Annotated in this window: 12 protein-coding genes; 8 read left to right on the top strand and 4 right to left on the bottom strand. The window is 35.2% G+C overall.

The window, feature by feature from the left end; genetic code table 11:
- The coding region (locus K1X16_RS06020) for a T9SS type B sorting domain-containing protein (protein WP_225035408.1) at nt 1-693 on the top strand (693 nt) is incomplete at its 5' end.
- 269 nt (nt 694-962) lie between these two features.
- Here K1X16_RS06020 and K1X16_RS06015 read toward each other — a convergent pair.
- The 3 genes from K1X16_RS06015 to K1X16_RS06005 form a co-directional block, all read right to left on the bottom strand.
- Entirely contained in the window at nt 963-1,811 is an 849-nt protein-coding gene (locus K1X16_RS06015) for an SH3 domain-containing protein (protein WP_225035407.1), read from the bottom strand.
- A gap of 350 nt (nt 1,812-2,161) precedes the next feature.
- Entirely contained in the window at nt 2,162-7,735 is a 5,574-nt protein-coding gene (locus K1X16_RS06010) for an alpha-2-macroglobulin family protein (protein WP_225035406.1), read from the bottom strand.
- A 320-nt stretch (nt 7,736-8,055) separates the two neighbouring features.
- The gene (locus tag K1X16_RS06005; protein ID WP_225035405.1) at nt 8,056-9,126 is read right to left on the bottom strand and encodes an isoaspartyl peptidase/L-asparaginase family protein; all 1,071 of its coding nucleotides are present in this window, start codon (nt 9,124-9,126) and stop codon (nt 8,056-8,058) included.
- Nucleotides 9,127-9,442: 316 nt separating this feature from the next.
- On the opposite strand from K1X16_RS06005, the gene K1X16_RS06000 reads away from it, so the two are divergent.
- From K1X16_RS06000 to K1X16_RS05970, 7 genes are all read left to right on the top strand, one after another.
- Nucleotides 9,443-10,996, top strand: a complete 1,554-nt coding sequence (locus K1X16_RS06000) for an aldehyde dehydrogenase family protein (protein ID WP_225035404.1) — start codon at nt 9,443-9,445, stop codon at nt 10,994-10,996.
- Between the two features lie 171 nt (nt 10,997-11,167).
- On the top strand, nt 11,168-11,752 hold the full coding sequence (locus K1X16_RS05995) for a hypothetical protein (protein ID WP_225035403.1): 585 nt from the start codon (nt 11,168-11,170) through the stop codon (nt 11,750-11,752).
- Between the two features lie 33 nt (nt 11,753-11,785).
- On the top strand, nt 11,786-12,349 hold the full coding sequence (locus K1X16_RS05990; protein WP_225035402.1) for a hypothetical protein: 564 nt from the start codon (nt 11,786-11,788) through the stop codon (nt 12,347-12,349).
- Between the two features lie 193 nt (nt 12,350-12,542).
- Nucleotides 12,543-13,238, top strand: a complete 696-nt coding sequence (locus K1X16_RS05985; protein ID WP_225035401.1) for a carboxypeptidase-like regulatory domain-containing protein — start codon at nt 12,543-12,545, stop codon at nt 13,236-13,238.
- Entirely contained in the window at nt 13,216-13,920 is a 705-nt protein-coding gene (locus K1X16_RS05980; RefSeq protein WP_225035400.1) for a hypothetical protein, read from the top strand. The genes K1X16_RS05985 and K1X16_RS05980 overlap by 23 nt, the downstream gene beginning before the upstream one ends.
- Nucleotides 13,921-14,029: 109 nt before the next feature.
- Nucleotides 14,030-15,391 carry a DUF1800 family protein gene (locus K1X16_RS05975; protein WP_225035399.1) on the top strand — a complete coding sequence of 454 codons (1,362 nt, stop codon included), beginning with the start codon at nt 14,030-14,032 and terminating at the stop codon, nt 15,389-15,391.
- 2 nt (nt 15,392-15,393) lie between these two features.
- Nucleotides 15,394-16,581: a DUF1501 domain-containing protein gene (locus K1X16_RS05970; protein WP_225035398.1), complete on the top strand. Its 1,188-nt coding sequence runs from the start codon at nt 15,394-15,396 to the stop codon at nt 16,579-16,581.
- Between the two features lie 279 nt (nt 16,582-16,860).
- Here the strand turns inward: K1X16_RS05970 and K1X16_RS05965 are convergent, their stop codons facing one another.
- Nucleotides 16,861-17,295: a lipocalin family protein gene (locus K1X16_RS05965; RefSeq protein WP_225035397.1), complete on the bottom strand. Its 435-nt coding sequence runs from the start codon at nt 17,293-17,295 to the stop codon at nt 16,861-16,863.
- Between the last annotated feature and the right edge of the window lie 150 nt (nt 17,296-17,445).

Below are 17,445 nucleotides of genomic sequence, written 5' to 3'. Positions count from 1 at the left end.
GAGATATTAGACCCATTAGTGATAGACACAGGCTTATCTGCAGCAGATTATAGTTTTGAGTGGAGTTATAATAACACAATCATATCAGGAGCCACAGCGCCAAGTCTAATGCCAAGTCAAGAAGGAAGTTATAGTGTATTTGTTACAGACCTGAATACATCCACAGTGACCAATTGTACTCGTATAGATACAACAGACGTTATAGAAAGCGAACCTCCAAGTGTAAACGTAGAACTAGTAACACAAGCCTTTGCAGATAACCACACTATCGAAGCTGTAGCAAGCGGAATTGGAGTGTATGAATACAGTTTAGATGGAGGGCCATGGCAAGACGAAGGGACATTTACCAACTTATCTTCAGGAGAACATGAGATCACAGCAAGAGACAAGAATGGCTGTGGATTAGTTACCGTATCAAAATTTATAATCGATTATCCATTATATTTTACACCAAATGGAGATGGAAATAATGAAACTTGGAACATTGAAGGTGTTGGAAGTAATGCAAAAATTTATATATTTGATCGCTACGGAAAGTTGTTAAAGCAAATAAGTCCAGATGGCGACGGATGGAATGGGACTTATAATGGTAAAGCGATGCCAACGAGCGACTATTGGTTTACAGTAGAATACGACGAACCAAGCAATGGTGAGCGTAAAGAGTTTAGAGCGCATTTCTCTTTGAAGCGATAGGGTAATTTAAATTAAACCTGGCAGGTTTCAAAAACCTGTCAGGTCTTACTTCAATTTATCAGTCTTCATATTTCCAATCCTTAGCATCGCACTACGCATCTGCATATTTCCCACGAAAGTGAGAATCTCATTCGTTTAAATTATCCTGTAAGTTCTTAAAAATAAAACATCCCTAAAGTCCCCTCAAGGGGACAATCCTCCCAAGATTATTTTTAGTACTTACCCCTTTAATGATACCAATCGTAGCTCATTTATAATGTAAGCTACAATTAACATTTAGGGATATCAAATTCAATGATTTTTTCTGTGATATTATCTTCAAAATCAGTTAAGATAAGTTTTAAAAACACACGATTTGTTGATACACCAACAGGACGATCTTTTACATTGTCTATAGTCTTAAAGTAATTTAGCCATTCTGCACCACATTGGTCAATGACTTCTGTTTTTAAGGCATCAACAGATGTGTCTATAAACGTCTTCCAATCGTTTTCTGTATAAGCTAAGGTTTCAAAAGTATTGGATGTGATTTGCTTTAGTGGTTTCCATTCCGAATCAAAATGTTTCCAATCCTTAGCATCGCACTGCGCATCTGCGCTCATAAATGAAATACTATTTTCATAACGCTGAAAAATACTCACGTGCTTATAATCATTGTCAAAAAGAACGATTTTTTTTCTTTCAGGTGAAGCTCCTATATCTACATTAATGGTTGTGGAATCTTGGTTTTTTAAACTGTGCGTTCTTTTATAGTCGCTCGTTGCTAGATTTTTGATTTCTACATCCAATTGATCTAAATGTAAACGGATAGGTTTAGAGATTTTTGTCGACGACAAATAACCATTAAACACGTATCCAATATGGTTTCGAGTTTCTACTTTTACCCATTCGCCAGTGACTTTTTTTCCGCCATCTAGAATGACCAATTTTTTGTCCGTGGTTTCAATAACACCTATGGCTTCTGCATAAGCTAGTTTGGTCAACAATTTTCCATTGACATCGGGTTGGTCCCTAAGGGATAAACCGCTTTCTGCTGCTACGTAAGCATTTTGTTGTGCTGTTACTAATGCTACACAAAGTAACATTCCGATCGCTAAAATCTGTTTTAGATTGTTCATAATTTTTAAATTTAAGGTTAAACATTTTAGCGGTTTGTTTTCTAGGATTCTTGTCTGTCGACCGACAAGTATTTAGTTTATGCTGTTCCGATTGTTATCGGAATAGTTTTAGTAGCTTTTATAGTGTTGTCATTTTGAGTGAATTTTAAGCTTTTGTGAGCTTGAAATATATGTCGAGAAACGTTTTAAGTTAAATAGGTTCTCGATACAATTCTGACGAAAAGGTCAGAATCACTCGAACTGACGAGAATTGTTTTATGGACCTGCGAGGTCTTTGTTACTTCTCTAGTATTGATTTTCTTGGTTAGTTAGACCTGACAGGTTTTAAAAACCTGTCAGGTCTCCTCTGGTTACTTCTCAACAGTAATCCATTCGCCTTTATTTCGCACCAAATAATCATTATCATACATGGCTTCGGCTTGTGTGCCTGGTAAATAATAGGTGCCTAAATAGGATGCATTCAATAAAACGGTAAATGTTTTGGTGCCATGTTCGCCTTTCGGATTCATATCAAAATAGAAATTGACGCGGTCATCTCTGATATCTGTATATCTGGCTTGACTCACCGTTGTATCTCCAAAAGCCGTAAATCTGGTGTTTACAATATCCCAACCAGATGGGAAAATTTGCGTCAAGGCCACATCGTGAACATAATCTCGTGTTAAGTTCGAAATACTAACCGTTGCCACAAAATCTTGACCTTGTTTCAGGTTGGACACATTTATTTTATTGCCTTGTAAATCTTTGTAAATGGTGGAAATCGTGAAGCCACGTTGTTCAGCCAATTCTTCACCTAATTTCAGTTTTCCAGAACTTATAACTCTCACGTAAACCAAATTGTCTTTTTTGTTAGTAATTTTAATGTGGTTGCTGCCTTCATTAATAGGAATATCGCGTTGTGCAATGGCATTTTTGGTATCTATAGTTTCAGATTTGCCATTAATACTGTAAGACAATTTTAAATCTTTTCCGCCGTTTTTAATGACCATTTTTCCCATAGCTAATAAACTATACGCTGTGGTTTGTGTGCTCATCCATTGGTCGCTCGACAAATCCTTGGCAATCGATTTTGCTAAATCTCTAGCTTTAGGATTACCAGTGATAATCATGGTTTCTAAAGCCATCGCTCTATTTCTGTCCACCGAACCATAAGTGTAATAATTAGATTTTGGTGGTTGAAAATCGATATTTGCGGTTTTAGAAATGGCATCACTCGCTTCTTGTTGTCCTGCTAAGGCATAGGCTGCTGCCAATCGCCATTTGGCTTCGTTTGAAATTTCTTCAAATTCACGTAAGCGGTTCATGCTTGCTAAATCTGGACTACCCGCTAAAGCCAAGGTATATAAACGATAGGCTTGTGCTAAATCGGAATGATACACACGATAACTTGGTCTCCAATTTCTGGCGGCTTGTTTTTGGTAGGCAATCCAATTGCTTTTAAATGTTAATGGCAATACAAAGCCTTTTTTCTCAGCTTCAATCATAAAGTGACCAGCGTAACTGGTGCTCCAGTCATTAGTCGTGTTTTCTCCCATCCAATAGCTCATGCCTCCGTTTGGTTGTTGGAAATTGCCTAAACGTTTAATACCACTTTCAATATTGCTCTGGATTTCTTTCTTTTTCTTCGCGGTTAAATCAAAGATATCTGCCAAGAATAATTGAGGAAATACACCTGAAGTCGTTTGCTCCAAACAACCATGTGGATAACGAATAAGATATTGTAATCTACCAGTGAAATCCATTGGTGGCAAGGTTGAAAATTCTACCGTTGCCGAATTTGTTCCTGCAACTCCAAACGTTGTTACGTCAACAGTTTGCTGGGCATTTGCTTCAAGTTCATGGTCACTGACTTTAGACGTAAATGGATTTGGATTTTCCACATCAATCTCTACTTTGTAGGTGGATTTTTCTCCGTTTCCTGTAGCAATGACTTCAACCGTATTGATGCCTTTGGCTTTGGTGACGTCCAATTCAAAATAGACCATTTTTTCATCAGGTTTATCGAATTTAAGTGATTGTGACGATTCGCCTTTCACGGTAATGCCATCACTTAGTTTTAAAGCTAAGTTGACGTTCTTCACTTTGTTTTCCATAGCAAAAACCGTTACAGGCAATGTTACTTTTTCACCAGGACTCAATTTACGAGGTAAGGTTGCCAAGACCATTAACGGTTGTTTTACCTGAACCGATTTGTCTGTACTTCCATAAGCTTCCGTAGCATTGTTACCAGCAACGACCATCGCTCTTACTGCTCCAATATAATTTGGCATTTTGAGTTGATGTGTTTTGGTTTGTCCTTTATCTAAAAGGAAAGGCCCTAAATAGGTTACTACAGGTTTAAATCGGTTGGCTTTTTTGTTTTTTCCTGCAGCAGCATTACCATCTCCACCAATCGCAAAAACTTGGTCAATACTACCCGAATAAGCGCCAATAACATCATCAAAAATATCCCAAGTTTTTACACCTAAAGCTTCACGTGCATAGAAACTGTCCCATGCGTTTGGTGTTTTAAATCGGGTTAAATCCAATAAGCCTTCTTCGACAACAGCAATCGTATACGTCATAGCATTGTTGTTCTTTTCAGACACTTTTATGTCGTAAGATTGCTCAGGTCTAATCTTATCTGGCATGTTGATTACTGGTTCTAATTTTGTGGATGGGTCTTCCACCATCATCGGAATTACACCATATAAACGAATCGGTAAATCATTAGATGTAATGGCATGTGGTTGTAATAACGAAATATTAATAAATACGTTTGGTGCCATTTCAGACGTCACAGGAATATCAACCGTGGTTTCTCCTGGATTGGTTTTTACCCATTGGTGTTGCAATACTTCCGAACCATTTTCTATACTTACTAACGCACGACCTTCCGAACCTGAAGGGAAGGTTAATTTTGCGGTATCGCCAACATTATAATTTTCCTTGTCGGTAGAAAAGACTAACATTTTAGCTGCTTCTTTATCACCAGTCGGATTTGTAGACCACCAGTTTTTGTAGAAGTAAGCCGTTCTTCCTGTGGCATGACCACTGACAGGATCTACCACACGAATTAAGTAACGGCCACGTTCGTCTTCTGGAATTTTTAGTTTGAAATTCGCTTTGCCGTTCGTATCAGTATTTACTGAAAACGACTGCACTGGTCTGTGATAATTGCTCGATACGTAACTCGACAGATTGTCGTAAGAGGAATTCCACCACCAACGCCATTCAATTTTATAAACTTTTACTTCTAATTGTTCTCTTTTAATAGGTTTTCCTTCAGCGGTAACGGTTGCTATATCAAACGTGTGGTTTTCATCTGTAAAATAAGATCCGTAATTGTTGCCTTCTGGCGATTGCAGCCCTACAAAACTTTCATAAGGAGCATATGGCATGGTGAAAGCATCGAGTGAAAAATCACCACCATTTTCAAAAGCTCTCACTAGGAATTGAGCCGTTAACATGCCAGGCGCATTTTTACCAATATTCAATTTTGAATTGATGGTCGCATGGCCTTCGGCATCTAAATTCCCTTCAAAAACATTGGTTTCTTCAGAATTAAATGTTCGGGTTGGATCGTTAAAAACGTAATTTTTATAACCTTTAAAACTGGTATGCGATGATGTGAATTTTGCTTTTATTTCAGCCTTTAAATTTTTTGCAGGTGCACCATGTAACCAAGCCACATTTAAGTCTCCTTGAAGTGGTTCGTTATTGGTTAAGATGTCGTTTTCAAAATCGATTTTAATTTTTAATCGGTTTGGTTTTACCGTTTCAATTTTTAGATTTTTTGAAAATGTAGCACCTCCAACAGAAACCTTGGCGTTGTAGTTCCCGGTTTTATAATCTGTTGAAGTTGGTACTATAAAATCATAAAAATGATTTAGATTATCAATAGAGATTTTTCTGTAAACTAGTTTACCCACAGGATCTGTGATTTCTAATTTTACAGGATGACGCTTTGGTAATTTGTTCGCATTGTCATTCAACATAAAGGTTAAAAACAAACTATCTCCTGGTCGCCAAACTCCACGTTCTGCGTAGATGTAACCTTTAAGTCCACGTTGTAATTTGTTTCCTGAAACGTCAAACTTACTTAATGATAATGATAACCCATCTTGTAGTTTTATATAACTGACATTGCTGCCTTTTGTGGCAATCGCAAAGGCTGCTCTGTGTTTAGCATCAATTTTAAGCATACCTTCTTTATTAGTGATGCCATTTGCTAATTCTTGTTGTTGGTAATTGTACAATGTGATTTTTACACCAGTTTCCGGACTAGTATTAAGGATATTAGTCACCGCAAATAAGTAGGTGTTATCAGCTCCTTGCTTGGTAATAACACCGAGATTTGAACTGATTAAGTTTTGTGCCACTATGCGATTACCGTAGTTAAAATACGAATCTGTGCAAGGATTATCTCTATCTCTCCAACGGTAATTGGTGTTGCGGTAGCTATAGGTTAAATTGTCCCAATAGCGTTCTTCGCGCAAGTTTTCTTCTTCTTCAGAAAGGTCTTCAGAAGTGTAGTAATCGTCGCTATAATAATCATCGTAGTAATCGTCTTCATCAATATTCGTCGTTTCGGCGTTTGAATCACAGTCATATAATGAATAATCCTTTTTAAAGCTCAATTCTACGCGATAAATAGCACCAGGATCTGCTTTAAGATATTTAGATAAATCAATGCTGTAGGCTTTCCATTTTCCGGTGTTCTGGTTTTCATCTTGAATTAACGTGATGGTCTCTTTGGCAATGCGGCGTCCCACTTGTTTTATGGCGTGATCATTATTGCTCGATAGCGCATTGCTTTGCAAAAATTGAAGGACATTATCTTCAAATATTTTAATGATACGCACATCGACTTTACTCAAATTAACGGCTTCGAAATTGAATTTTAGGTTTTTTGAATTTGGAAGAATACTGCCATTACTAATGAGTCTAACTTCAGGTTTTAATTCTTCAAATGTGACCAGTTCTGAAAATGGTTTTTTCAGCTTGAAACCATCGGTGTTTTTGATGCCCTGAAACACATCCACTTGAATATCTCCAACTAATTTATGATCTGGATACACACGTAACACATTGCCATCCACAATATATTTTGGGTTTTTAACGCCTTGAAGCGCTACTAATCCTGCGAAATTTTGCTGTTTCACTAAAGGATCCGAAAAGTTAAGGGATAAGAATTGCTCAGGACTCTGAACCACCTCAGTACTTACGATAACAAAGTTATTTTTTCCGGGAATGCTGATGAAATTTTCACCTTCATTATCGGCATTGATGGCAGAACCATCCCATTTTATATCAATTTTGCTATCTTCAACTAATCGATTGATACTATCAATTTTAAACTCGAAGAATTTTGATTGTTCCGTAGCTTCATTCCATACTAAATTTAAATTTTTAGAGTTCTGAGAGGCAGATACTAATTTTTTGGCGTTTTCGAGCGATATTACATCAGCAGAGCGCAATTGTGCATAGAGATATTGCCATTCTTTACTGTAGGATTGAAGGTTTTGGGTGATAATATTAAAACTCGGAGTGATAGTTTTGAATTGAAAGGTAAATTCTTCAAATGCTTTCGGAACAGTCTTGTAAATGTCACTTAGCTTTACGTTTATGGTGTATTCTGTTGCGGATTCTAGATGCTCATCTGGTGTAAATAGTAAAGTATGATTGTTCATAGCTTTTAATTGGCCTTGAACATGAGGTGTAATTTTAATCAATTCGGTTGGCAACGTTTTATCCATTTCCCATCCGCTAACCGTATCTGACAAGCTAATTTTTATGGGATCTGCAACTGACACTAAACCAGAAGTGGTGTAACTAATATAATCGCGATACTTAAAAATGTTATCGGTTTCTACAGGTGTTTTTTTACATGAAAATACAAATGCTAGAGTTAGGAGTAGGATGAGGTGCTTTTTGATGTTCATGTTGCTGATGGATTTAAGTAAAAGTTTCGATTGACAAGCAAAGGTAAGTGCTTTCTTGTTAAATAAATACGGAGGTTTTTAACCGTTTAGACTTTAGGGCTTTGTTAAATTGGTCATAAAGTTAAGAATTATACGCAGATGAGTTAATGTTATTGAGATTGTTTTTGTAGAGAAAGTTTGGTTTTATTTTTTCATTCCTACGAAGGCCGGAATCCACTGTAATGATTATTTTTTTTACTATCTGGAAACGGGCCTATCCTTATGTAAATCACCCAATTAGGGTTTTTCTGTTTTAAGAGATTTATCTTGTATTGACGTTTTTATTTTTTCTCATATATCCCAATGACCAACTCTCCTTTGTCATTCATTGTGGCGCGATACATACCAGCCGTATTGAACTCCATAACCATATTGCCATCTTTATCTACAGCTATAATGCCTCCATTACCACCAAGCTTTGGTACTTTTTCTTGAATAACTATGCGTGCAGCTTCTTGTAATGACAACCCTTTGTACTCCATTAAAGCAGAAATATCATGGGCGACTTGCGCACGAATAAAAAACTCTCCCCAACCTGTACTCGATACTGCGCAGGTTGCATTATTGGCATAAGTGCCAGATCCAATAATTGGTGCATCTCCAATTCTACCATAACGTTTGTTGGTCATGCCTCCTGTTGATGTTCCGGCTGCTAAATTTCCATTTTTATCTAGCGCAACGCAGCCGACTGTTCCAAATTTAGAATCTTTTATTGTTGGATCGTAAAACGCTGTTTGGTCATCGTGATCTAGTTCTATTTTTTCTCGGTCTTTTGCACGTTGTAGTGACTTAAATCGGTTTTCAGTATAAAAATAATTTGGATCTACAATCTCTAAGCCTTGTTCTTTGGCAAAGGTTTCAGCACCTTTCCCAGATAGCATAACATGTTCTGACTTATCCATAATTGTACGTGCTAAATTTATAGGATTTCTTACCGTAGTTGTGCCAGCAGAAGCTCCTGCATTTAGAGTTTTTCCGTCCATTATTGAAGCATCTAATTCGTTGGTTTCTGCATTTGTAAAAACAGCTCCTTTACCTGCATTGAAAAGCGGAGAGTCTTCCATAACATTTATGGTTTTTTCAACCGCATCAAGACTGCTTCCACCTTGTTTTAGAATGTTATAGCCAACTCTTATGGCTTCTTCTAGTTTTGCTTTATAAGCCGCTTCTCGTTCTGAAGTCATGTTCTTTTTTAGGATTGTACCTGCTCCTCCGTGAATGACAATGGCGAATTCTGGTTTTTCAATTTTTGTTTCAACTTCGCTTTCTATTAAAGCGTCAGTGGTTTTGTTTTCATTATTACAGGCAAAACAAAGTAAGAATACAAGTGTAAAAGGAATGAGTGATTTCATGAAATTTAAGATGTAGATTATAAAATAATAAAATAGTATTAATAATGCGTTTGCGATAACCCTTAATTCCTAAAGAGAGCCAGCGCGTAGTTCTTTGTAAATTGTGAACATTACGTTTTCAATATCATCAATGACGTCTTTATTGGTGAACCGAATTTCTTTAATTCTCAATTTATTTATAGATTTTGATGTCGCTAATTCTTGAATCTATAGTCGTTTTAAAGTTACATAATATTGGGAAGTTACACTTCGACTAACTGACATTTTATTAGTAACTTCGCATAAAATTTTAATAATTCATAAAAAATAAGCAAATATGGAAGCAGTTGCTACCGATTTCGGAATAAAAGAAGCCTTAGAACAGTTAGGTGTAAAAGATATAAATGAAGGGACTTCTACAGGTTCAAACCATTTTTCTAATGGCGATATTATTGAATCGTATTCACCAGTAGATGGGAAATTAATAGGTAAAGTAAAATCAACCACAAGAGCAGATTACGACAAAGTGATGGATGCCGCAACAAGCGCATTTAAAACGTGGAGAGATGTGCCAGCACCACAACGTGGCGAAATTGTACGTCAGTTTAGTAATAAGTTAAGAGATTTAAAAGAACCTTTAGGGAAATTGGTATCTTATGAAATGGGTAAATCCTTACAAGAAGGTTACGGAGAGGTTCAAGAAATGATTGATATCTGTGATTTTGCTGTTGGTTTATCACGTCAGTTAAATGGGCAAACCATTCCATCGGAACGTCCTGGTCACGTTATGAGAGAGCAATGGCATCCTATTGGTGTTGTTGGGATTATTTCAGCATTTAACTTCCCAGTAGCCGTTTGGTCTTGGAACACTGCTTTAGCTTGGATTTGTGGTGATGTTTGTGTGTGGAAAGCGTCTGAAAAATCATTGCTATGTTCTGTGGCTTGTCAAAATATCATCGCAGGCATTTTAAAAGAAAATAACTTACCAGAAGGTATTTCTTGTATTATCAACGGAGACTACAAAGTAGGTGAAATGATGACAACAGATCCTAGAATGGCACTTATTTCTGCTACAGGTTCTACAAGAATGGGACGTATTGTTGGAAAAACAGTCGCTGAACGTTTTGGTAAATCATTATTAGAATTAGGAGGAAACAATGCCATTATTATAACACCAACGGCCGACTTAAAAGTGGTTGTTCCTGGTGCTGTATTTGGTGCTGTTGGGACTTGTGGACAACGTTGTACATCGACACGTCGATTAATTATTCACGAATCGGTTTATGATAAAGTACGCGATGCTATTGTTGGTGCATACGGACAGATTAAAATTGGAAATCCATTAGATGAAAATAATCATGTTGGACCATTAATCGATAAGGATTCTGTAAATACGTATTTAGCGGCTATTGAAAAAGCAAAAGCTGAAGGTGGAAACGTTTTAGTTGAAGGTGGCGTTTTAGAAGGTGAAGGTTACGAAAGTGGATGCTACGTAAAACCAGCAATTATTGAGGCCGAAAATCATTATGAAATTGTACAGCACGAAACATTCGCGCCAATTTTATACATCATGAAGTATTCTGGCGATGTTGAAAATGCTATTGAACAACAAAATGGTGTGGCGCAAGGTTTATCATCTGCCATCATGACGAATGAAATGAAAGAAGCAGAGAAGTTCTTGTCTTATGCAGGTTCAGATTGTGGTATTGCTAACGTCAACATTGGAACTTCTGGTGCTGAAATTGGTGGAGCATTCGGTGGTGAAAAAGAAACAGGTGGTGGACGCGAGTCTGGCTCTGATGCTTGGAAAGTGTACATGAGAAGACAAACCAATACGGTTAACTATTCTGATGAATTACCTTTAGCACAAGGCATTAAGTTTGACCTTTAAGCTAAGGTAAATTTTTATAATTATTATGAAGCCATATCGAAAGATGTGGCTTTTTTTTGTCTCAAAATAGTACATTAATATTTGTTTTGTGCGTTTTGTTATTTTTCTGAAAATTAAAGTTTTAACATCCTTTATAAGGAGTTTTTAATTATTTTTTAATAGATTTTAAACTTGAGTTTAATATTAATTATGATGAAAAAATTAACTTTACTATTATTTTTATGTTTATCCATTTCATGCGCTAAAGATGATGAGGGCAAACCTGAAAACCAAGCCTATTTAGATCAATTGTTAGGGCGCTATCAACTCAGAGCAGCCTATCTTGAAAACCCTATTGATTTAAATGGTGATGGTATAGTGGGTACTGATCTTTTTCAAGAAGTAGACTATTGCAACATGTCCAAACATTTAGAGTCTTATGATTGTACTATTATTAAAAGAAACATTCAGTCTATGATTTATGATGTTCCATATTCCGATCATTATAATAATTTTCAAAATCACTCTAATTGTTTAAGAGCTAAAGATATACGTTCGGATTTAAGTATAGACTCACAAAATGAAAGTGTTGTAACGGTTCCAAATGAGTTTCAAGATAATTTTGCGCTAATGGAATACCAAGCCAAGCTCATAGATTTTACATGGGAAGACAGAATAGTGTATTTAACTTTGGAAAAAGAGTTTTATACGCCAAACGGAGAATGGGCAACTGTTACTCTATATATGGAATATGAATGGGCTAGTAGTCAAACATAAATAATAATTACATTATAAAATACTAAATTACTTATGATGAAAAAAATAGCATTACTATTATTTTTATGTTTATCCATTTCATGCGCTAAAGATGATGAGGGCAAACCTGAAAACCAAGCCTATTTAGATCAATTGTTAGGGCGCTATCAACTCAGAGCAGCCTATCTTGAAAACCCTATTGATTTAAATGGTGATGGTATAGCAGGTACTAATCTTTTTCAAGAGGTTGAATATTGTAATATGTCGAAACATTTAGAGTCCTACTGGTGTACTATAATTAAAGTAAATATCCAATATATAGATTTTGAAATTCCTTATTCTGATCATTATAATAATTTTCAAGAGTATTCTAATTGTTTAAGGCATAAGGATGTTCGTAGGGAATTAAACATCAATTCACAAAATGAAAGTGTTGCGTTGGTGCCCAATGAATATGAAGAAGACTTTATGCTAACGTATCAAGCCAAGCTCATAGATTTTACATGGGAAGACAGAATAGTGTATTTAACTTTGGAAAAAGAGTTTTATACACCAAATGGAGAATGGGCAACTGTTATTTTGTACATGGAATATGAATGGGTTAGTAGTGCAACATAAAAACAAATATCAATTTTGTTTATAATAGTGGTATTACCATGAGCCCAAGGGATTAAATTTAATCTTTAAGCAAAGCTTAAATTTATAAATATTATAAAGTCATATCGAAAGATGTGGCTTTATTTTTTAACATTGTAAGACGCAACGTTTTCTTACAAATTGTATCTACTTAAAAACCAATCTATTTCATGTTATGAAACTACTAATTAGATTCTTTTTATTGTGCTGTGTGCTGTTAACAGTAGTGAGTTGCGAGGTTCACCTAGAAGACGATACCAGGATTTTAGTAGAAGGAAACATAATTGATCAAAATAACTTACCTGTTTCAAATGCAAAAATTAGTGTTCAAACTAGAAGGAGTAGTTACAGCGAAGGAGAGAATCAGTATGTTTTAGGAGAAGGCTACAGTAATTCTGATGGTGCTTTCTCTGTTATTTCACTATATGATGGAGATGAAGATTTTGCTATTGAAATTGATGGCGGTGACAAGTATAGTACTTATGTTTATAAAACCAACACTATAAATTATACGCCAACAGATTTAACTTTCAATCTGGAAACAGTAAGCTTAAAAAAAACTGCCACCTTTAATTATAATATGGTTAAAACAAGTGGTGAATCCAATACGCTTAGATATAGTTTTAAATATGTTGAAGGTTTTTGTTTAGAGTATTATGAAGGAACAACACTCAATGAATATCAAAGTTTATGTTATCAAGAGCGTGTGATAGGCCAATTGCTCAATGATAATAACCCTGATAATGAATGGTCATTTAGGCTTCCATTGGGCGAAGTGATTGAGTTTACATACTCTATAAATGACGAACCTGAAATAACGGAATTAATCACTATTAATCAAGATAGCTATGACTTTACGTTTACTTATTAATACGAGCTTAGTTATTAGTTTGCTTTTGTGTGCTTCAGTTGGTTTTGCACAAGACAATCTTAACGAAAGTGAATCACAATCCGAGTCTAGCAGCACGTTTTTCGATTCAGAGGATCGTCAACGCTTTTTTGCTATAACGATAGGAGGTCGTAAACCTTTTACAAGTGGTGACAACTTTATGGGAGAAGGTCTAAGCGGAAAGTCAGGCATAGACTTTAAAGTTCAAATGTATGTGTATAAGCATTTATTTATCGGATTAGCAACAGGAGCCAGTTATTTTGATGTGAAAAACCAAGAGCTTTTAGGAAGTTATAGAAAATCTAGAATTGCTGAAAATTATGTTTATTTAGGTTACGAATTTCTACCAGCTGAAAACTTAAGACTAGGTCTTAATATTGCTGTAGATGGTGATTTGAATTATAAAAATTCAGGATTTAGAACGTCTGATATTGCAGAACAACATGATTCTGCCAGGTTAAATCGCTATGGCTTATATCTTCATTATGAGTTGGCGAAACATTTTATGATCTATTTCGATTATGCGTATAATGTGAGCAAAACAAATATTGATGCACCATCGCAATTAGAAGATTTCTTTAGAAAAGGAAAATATAGCACCCTAGGTATCGGTCTCGTTTTTACTATTGGAAGTCGTGATTTAATATCTCGATTTTTGAATTAATGTATAAGCTAAAAAATGACTTAAAGAATAATAAGTAATAATAACCGTTTCTATTTGAGGCGGTTTTTTTTTGAATTAAACCAATTGCAAATTATTGAGTCTTAAATATATGACACAGCAAGAACTTCAGCATTTATATTGGCGCGCTGGTTTCGGAATTAATCCGAATAGACAGAACTCTATGCCTAAAAACAGAGCACAAGTAGTTGAAGATTTGTTTGTCGATTCTCAAGCTTATACACCAATAGACATTGATTTATCCTATTTGCATGGTATTAAGCCCATTGATTTAAAAACCTTTCCAGAATTAGCAGAAGAAATTCGCAAAAAAGGAGTAAAGAAAATTTTAGAGCTCAATGGTGCTTGGGTAAAACGATTAATGAATCCAAATGAATTACTCCGAGAACGGATGACGTTGTTTTGGGCCAATCATTTTGTATGCAGAGAGCGGAATCCTTTGTACGCCCAACATTTCAATAATACGCTTCGATACTTTGCTTTAGGAGATTTTAAAACTTTTGTAAAAGCCATTTCTAAAGAAGCCGCAATGCTGAGGTATTTAAACGGAAAACAAAACAGGAAAAATAGACCTAACGAAAATTTTGCACGCGAGTTAATGGAGCTGTTTACACTTGGAGAAGGTGAATATTCTGAAAAAGATATTAAAGAAAGTGCTCGGGCTTTTACAGGATATAGTCACGATTTTGAAGGCAATTTTATTTTTAGAAAGTTGCAACATGACTATGAATCAAAATTATTTTTTAACAGGATAGGAAAACATGATGGTGACGATATTATAGATATCATATTAGCAGAAAAGCAATGTGCACAGTTTATTTCAGATAAAATCTACCGCTATTTTGTAAACCCAAAACCAAATAAAAAACATATCGACGCTATGACTGAGGTATTTTTTAAAGATTATAATATTGAAAACTTAATGCGTTTTGTGTTTCTTTCTGATTGGTTTTATGATGAGGAAAATATTGGTGCAAAAATAAAATCGCCTATAGATTATGTGGTTGGCATGGCAAAAACCGTTCCTGTGACATTTGAAAAGGAAAAGGATCTACTTAAAATTCAAAAACTCTTAGGTCAAACCTTATTAGATCCTCCAAATGTAGCTGGTTGGAAGGGTGATAAAGCATGGATTGATGCCAATACCATAATGATTCGCTTAAAATTGCCTTCTGTAGTATTGAATAGTGGGTTTATCGCATTTGATGAAAAGGATGAATTTAGGAAGCAATTCTTCAAGAATACTAAGAGAAAACGACCGTTTAAAACGGTTCCGAAATGGGATGTTTTTGAAGAGCATTTTAAATTGACCAAAACAGAACAACTTCAAGACCATATCATCCAAGGGAAGATTAATAAAGGCACTTTAGATTATTTAAAAATACTTAATAAATCTTCAAAACAAGCGTATTGTATTCAGCTCATGTCAATACCAGAATATCAAATGTGTTAATTATGGACAGACGAAAATTTATTAAAAATTCAGCCTTAGCAAGCAGCTTGTTTTTTGTTCCAAATTTTGTGAAAGCGTTTGAGACTGTAGCATCAGAACGCTTGGGTTATAAACGCTTAGTTATTGTGCAATTGGCTGGTGGAAATGATGGCTTAAATACTATAATTCCACATAACAACGATTTATATTACAATGCAAGACCGCGATTAGCAATTTCGAAAGACCTTATAAAACTGACTGACGATTTGGGTTTTCATCCTAGTTTAAACCCGTTAAGACCATTGTTTGATAATGGCGAATTATCTATCATTAATAACGTTGGTTATCCCAATCCGGTTCGTTCACATTTTAGATCTATGGATATTTGGCAAACTGCAAGTGGATCAGATGAATATTTGCAAAGTGGTTGGATAGGTCGTTATTTAGATCAGTATGGCAAACAACCCTACAATGCTATGGAAATGGATGAGCAACTTAGTTTAGCGATGAAGGGAGAACACCTTAATGGCATTGCAACTAACGATTATAAAGTACTTTACAACACGGCAAAAGATCCTTATTTTAAAAATGTCATTAACCACTATAATGACGCTCATTTAAGTGAGCATAATTTGGGCTATTTGTACCAAACAATGATTGAAGCCAAATCGTCTGCTAATTATATTTTTGAAAACACCAAGGTAAAGCCATCGCATAAAATATATCCTCAAAATAAATTTGCAAAACAACTTAAAAATGTTGCCCAATTCATTAATTCCGGATTAGACACTAAGGTGTTTTATACCTCTTTTAGTGGATTTGATACGCATGCGAACCAAATAAACAAACAAGCGCGATTATTAACGCACTATTCAGAGAGTGTATCGGCTTTTGTGCAAGATTTAAAACAAAACGACACTTTTAAAGATACGCTGATTTTAACCTTTTCGGAATTTGGAAGACGTGTAAAACAAAACGCAGCAAACGGAACAGATCATGGTTCTGCTAATAATGTTTTTGTTATTGGGAAAAACTTGAAGACAGCCGGATTTTATAATAAACTTGCCAGTTTGAGTGATTTAGATGCGAATGGTGATTTAAAGTACAGTATAGATTTTAGATCCGTTTATGCTACAATTCTTTCGCAATGGATGGAGGTGTCTGCTGAAGGTATTATCCCTAACCAACAAAAGCTATTAGATTTTATTTAAAAGCATAAAAAAAACCTTGTTCCAATTTTTAGCACATGGCTTTAGAGAAACAAGGTTTGGTAATTGATTAATAGCACTACAAATATGGTTAATATTTTGCTCGATTTACAATATATATGATGAATGGTCGAAAAAAATGTATAATCAGTAGCAATTATTATGTGTTATCGATAAAGTGTGTTAAAATACGGATGAAAATCTAATATTATCGATTAAATAATAATTTAAAATATAATAATGCTTAATCTGCTTTTTCAATTGGATTCATAGTATACCTGCCTATCTCTTAAAATGCAATATGGCATCTTCACCAGCCAAAACAAGACTATTACTTGTTACAGAAATTATTTCTAATTGCTGTGTGTAGTCGTTGTCATCCACTACTGTCATGTACTGATTGTTTTCATCTATTTCATAGGTTAAATTATGAACATTTGTCAATTGACATTCGTCGTTGTAAAGGTTAAAAGATTTATCTTCTATGGTCCCGTCATCAAAGATATGAAGCGAGTTGTTTTGTTTACAGTCACTAAGTATCACTTCGGCTGGTGGTGTTGCGTTCGGATCCTCCAATTTGTAATAATACCATTTTTGTATTATAAGTTCTGTTACTGTAGGCTCATTAATGCTGTCATCATCACTTGAGCACGCTGCTAACGGCACAATTAAAAGTGCTACTAAAACTAATTTGTAATTTTTGAAGAGTGATTTCATTTTTTTTTGTTTTTAAGTTTATATAATATTATTTGAACAAGTCAACACATGTTCGTTTCTTAAAAAACCAAAAGAATATTAGTGCTAAAAGCGTAATCAAAGCTTACTTAACAAAATGAATAAGTAAGCATTGCCGTTTGGTAGGAAATT

Origin of the sequence: Winogradskyella sp. SM1960 (genome assembly GCF_020179375.1) — a bacterium.
Classification (GTDB): Bacteria; Bacteroidota; Bacteroidia; order Flavobacteriales; family Flavobacteriaceae; genus Winogradskyella; species Winogradskyella marina.
The sequence above is the reverse complement of the archived record's forward strand: the minus strand, read 5'-3'. Positions and strand labels throughout refer to the sequence as shown.